The 4068-nt window shown below is 72.2% G+C and carries 5 protein-coding genes; 2 read left to right on the plus strand and 3 right to left on the minus strand.

The genetic code is table 11. From position 1 onward, the window contains the following. A partial coding sequence (locus tag Q1N79_RS02865; RefSeq protein ID WP_300603915.1) for an ATP-dependent endonuclease occupies positions 1-426 on the plus strand: 426 nt, incomplete at its 5' end. Here the strand turns inward: Q1N79_RS02865 and folB are convergent. From folB to Q1N79_RS02880, 3 genes are all read right to left on the minus strand, one after another. Beyond that, positions 368-754 carry a dihydroneopterin aldolase gene (gene folB / locus Q1N79_RS02870; protein WP_300603917.1) on the minus strand — a complete coding sequence of 129 codons (387 nt, stop codon included), beginning with the start codon at positions 752-754 and terminating at the stop codon, positions 368-370. The two genes, Q1N79_RS02865 and folB, sit on opposite strands and share 59 nt — an antisense overlap. A gap of 49 nt (positions 755-803) precedes the next feature. Continuing rightward, positions 804-1109, minus strand: coding sequence for a rhodanese-like domain-containing protein (locus tag Q1N79_RS02875; RefSeq protein WP_300603922.1), 306 nt, complete (start codon positions 1107-1109; stop codon positions 804-806). Between the two features lie 326 nt (positions 1110-1435). Continuing rightward, the gene (locus tag Q1N79_RS02880) at positions 1436-3640 is read right to left on the minus strand and encodes an MMPL family transporter (protein ID WP_300603920.1); all 2205 of its coding nucleotides are present in this window, start codon (positions 3638-3640) and stop codon (positions 1436-1438) included. A gap of 150 nt (positions 3641-3790) precedes the next feature. Between Q1N79_RS02880 and Q1N79_RS02885 the strand changes: the two genes are divergently transcribed. Next, positions 3791-4068: TetR/AcrR family transcriptional regulator (locus tag Q1N79_RS02885; RefSeq protein ID WP_367185020.1), on the plus strand; the 278-nt coding region annotated here is incomplete at its 3' end.

Genomic DNA, 4068 nt, shown 5'->3' on the forward strand with positions numbered 1-4068 from the left:
GCCGGCGGCGCGCACGGGTTCGCCCGCTACGCGCGGCGGCTCGGCCCGGCGGGGGCCGGGGTCAGCCTCGCCGGCCTGTGCGATGCCCCGGAAGAGGGCACCGTCCGGCGCGCCCTCGCGGCGGCCGGGATCTGGTTTCCCCTGCACGTCTGCGTCGCGGACCTGGAGGACGAGCTCATCCGCGCGGCGGGCACCGCGCTGGCCGAGGAGCTGCTCGCCGCGCAGGGCGACCTCGGGTCGTTCCGCACCATGCAGCGGCAGCCCGCGTGGCGGGGCAAGCCGGCGGACGCGCAGCTGCGCCGCTTCCTCGGCGCGGGCTCGCGGCGCAAGCTCCGCTACGCCCGGCTGCTCGCCGGCGCGATCGACCTCAATCGCATCCCCGAGCCGCTGGACGCCGTCCTAACCGGCTTCCCCGCTCGATCGTGATCGCGGCGGTGTAACCGCCGGCGGGCAGCGGCTTGGCCACCTCGACACGGAGCCAGCTCAGCTCGAACTCGCCGCGAAGGCGCTCGGCGACCCGCTCGGCGGCGGTCTCGATGAGGGCGAACTTCCCGTTCGCCACGACGGTCCTGACCGTCTGCGCGACCGCCGAGTAGTCGAGCGCCCCGGCGATGTCGTCGCGGGCGGCGGCCTTCGCCGCGTCCGCCGCCATGTCCACGCTGACGATGAGCGTCTGCTCGGTGCCGCGTTCCCACTCGTGCACGCCGATGACCGCCGAGACCCGCAGGCCCCGGATCGATAGGGTGTCCGTCACCCCACCGATGCTAGCGACGGCCGTGCGCGCCCGCCGGCGACCGCGGCCGCTAGGCCACGTACGGCTCGGCGCCCGTCTCGCTGATCATGGGGCGGCCCGCGACGGCCCAGCCCGTCATGCCGTCGGACACGTTGACCGTGTTCCAGCCGGCGCCCGCCAGCGCCTGCGCGGCGTAGGCCGAACGCGCGCCCGAGCGGCAGATCACGTACACCTCGCGGTCGCGCGGAATCTCCCCGGTGCGCGCGGACAGCTCGCCGAGCCGGACGTGCACCGCGCCGGGCGCGTGCCCGGCCGCCCACTCGTCGTCCTCACGCACGTCGAGCAGGAAGATGCCGGCCGGCAGCTGCGCCGACATCACCTGCGACTGGGCATCACCGGACTCAAACACGTCGCTCTCCTCTGCGGCTGAGGGGCCGAACACACTCGCGTTTCATGCGCTGCGCGCTACTGTAGCGCCTGCTCGCCAGCCACGCCGCAGCAGACCGCGCACATCGGGCACGCTGACCAGGGGCCGCCTGCCAGCGGTGGGGGTGGGCGGGCGCCTGCGCGGCCGCCGCCGCGTTCCCCGCCGTGGGGCTGCTGGGCTGGCTCGCCGCGCGCCGCCACGAGACCAGGCCAGCCACCCATTAGCCCGAACGAGCCGTGGCGCCTGACCACGGTCCGTTTGGATGAAAATTGTCCTTAAACCCGCACCGGGGCGGGTGCGTCGCTTTCCCTGATCCCGTAGCGGGCGTACAGGCGGCGCAGCGGACCCGGCGCCCACCAGTTGGCGCGGCCGAGCAGCCGCATCGTCGCCGGGACAAGCAGCACCCGGACCACGGTGGCGTCCACGAGGAGAGCGACGATCATGCCGACGCCGAGCAGCTTGAGGAACGTGATCCCGGACGCGGAGAACAGGCCGACGACGATGATCAGCAGGAACGCCAGGCTGGTGATGACGCCGCCGGTGCGCTGCAGGCCCCAGGCGACCGAGGCGGTGTTGTCGCCCGTCTGGTCGTAGCGCTCGCGGATGCGGGACAGCAGGAACACCTCGTAGTCCATCGACAGGCCGAAGATGATCGCCAGCAGCAGGATCGGCATCGTCGGGTCGATCGTCCCCGTCGGGGTGAACCGCAAGAGGCCGGACAGGTGGCCCCACTGGAACACCCACACGACCACGCCGAACGTCGCCGACAGCGACGCCGCGTTCATCACGATCGCCTTGACCGGCAGCACCACCGAGCCGAAGGCGAGGAACAGCAGGACGAACGTCGCGGCGCAGACGAGCAGGGCCATCTCGGGCAGGGTGGCGCCCAGGCTGGACAGCTCGTCCACGAGCTGCGCCGTCGTGCCGCCGACGAGAACGGTGGCGCGCTGGTGGCCGGCCGCGCGCGGCGGCGGGATGTTCCTGATGTCGGTGACGATCTGGCGTGCCGCCGGGGAGTAGGTCGCCGGCTGGTAGCCGACGTCCAGCCGCACGGTCGTCCCGCGCTGGCCGGTGACCTGGGTGCCGGTGACGCCGGGCACGGCGTCGATCGCGCGGATGTAGGCGGCCAGCGCCGCGCGGTCGGTGACGTCGCTGACCACGGCCTCGACCGGCGCGGTCGAATTGGCCGGGAACTCGCTGCTCAGCTGCTGCGACACCTGCCGGACGGCCGAGCTCGCGGGCAGCACGCTGGCGTCGGTGCCGCCCCAGGAGATACGCAGGAAGGGCGCGCCGAGGGCGAGCAGGCCGAGCACGATGACCGTGACGTAAACAAGCGGCCTGCGCATGACGCTGTGCGCGAGGCGGTACCAGCCGCCCTGGAAGGTGTCCGCCGCCGGGGCCCTGCCGACGCTCTTCCTGACGCGCAGCGCGTTGACCCGGTGGCCGAGGACGGCGAGCAGCGCGGGCAGCACGGTGACCGCGGCGATCACGTCCACCGCGACCGTGGCGACGCCCCCGTAGCCCATCGAGCGGAGGAAGACCTCGGGGAACAGCATCAGGCTGGTCAGCGCCAGCGCCACCGTGACGCCGGAGACGACGACCGTGCGGCCGGCGGTGGCGACCGTTCTGGCCACCGCCTGCTCGACGGTGGGCTGGCGGCGCAGTTCCTCGCGGTACCTGGTCACGACGAACAGGCCGTAGTCGATGCCGAGGCCCAGCCCCATGATCGTGGTGATGTTCACCGAGTAGACCGACACGGTGGTGGCCAGCGTCAGCAGCCGCAGCACGGTGAACGAGCCGAGGATGGCCAGGCCGCCGATCGCGACCGGCAGGGCCGCGGCGGCCAGGCTGCCGAAGATCACCAGCAGCAGGACGAGCAGCACAGGCAGTGAGATGCCCTCGGCCCTGGCGATGTTGGCGGTGACCTCGCCGTTGATGGCGACCTCGGTCGGCACCGTGCCGCCGACCTGCTCGCTGATCCCGGCCCGGGCCAGCGCGGCCGCACCGGGCGCCGCGGCGAAGTCGCCCTCGATCGCCCGGTAGGTCCGCTGCCGCGCCTGGTCGCTGTCGCCCGTCAGCTGCAGCGCCGCGTACGTAGAGTGCCGGTCGGCGGAGACCAGGGCGGGCTGCCCGCTCGACCAGTACGTGGTGACCCGGGTGACGTCGGCGGACGGCAGGCCGGCGAGCGCCGTCGTGACGGCCTGCCGGTAGGCCGGATCGGCCACCGTCATCGTGGCGCTGTGGTACAGCACCACCACGTCCGCCTCGTCGCGGCCGAAGACGCTGGCCGCGAGGTTGCTTTCCTGGTTGCTCTGGCTGTCCGGCGGGGTGAAGGTGTTACCCGAGTTGAGCTTGCCGAACACGCCGGTCCCCCAGATCCCGGCGGCGATCGCGAACAGGACCGCGATCGCCAGCGTGCGCCGCCTCGTCCGGTACAGCACGCGTCCCCACGCCTCGAACATCACGCCTCCCCGGGCCATGATGAGCCGTTTCCTTCGATCACTATGGTGAACACCGTAAACTGAGTACGGTGCTAACTTCGCATACGCCGTTCACTCTCGTCAAGACTGTTAGCGCAATGTTCTTCCGCCGGGAGGGCGCGGCAGGTAAAACAGAGTCGTGAGGTATCAGTGACGCAGCCATCGGCCCCTTCGCCGACCCGCCGCGACCGCGTGCGCGCGGCGACGATGGAGGAGATCACCGCGACCGCCCGCCGGCTCCTGGTCGAGCACGGCCCGGCGGCCGCGTCGCTGCGCGCGATCGCGCGCGAGATCGGGATGACCGCGCCCGGGCTCTACCGCTACTACAGCAGCAGGGAAGAACTGCTGCGGAACGTGATAGCCGAGATGTTCCGCGAGCTCGCCGGTGACATCAGGCGGGCCATCGAGGAGGCGGTCCCGCCGCACGG

Origin of the sequence: Trebonia sp., assembly GCF_030042015.1 — a bacterium.
GTDB lineage: Bacteria > Actinomycetota > Actinomycetes > Streptosporangiales > Streptosporangiaceae > Trebonia.

Coding starts and splice junctions, on each gene's coding strand:
- Q1N79_RS02875 (WP_300603922.1), bottom strand. CDS start 1,109: ATGTCGGCGCAGCTGCCGGCCGGCATCTTCCTGCTCGACGTGCGTGAG.
- Q1N79_RS02880 (WP_300603920.1), bottom strand. CDS start 3,640: ATGGCCCGGGGAGGCGTGATGTTCGAGGCGTGGGGACGCGTGCTGTAC.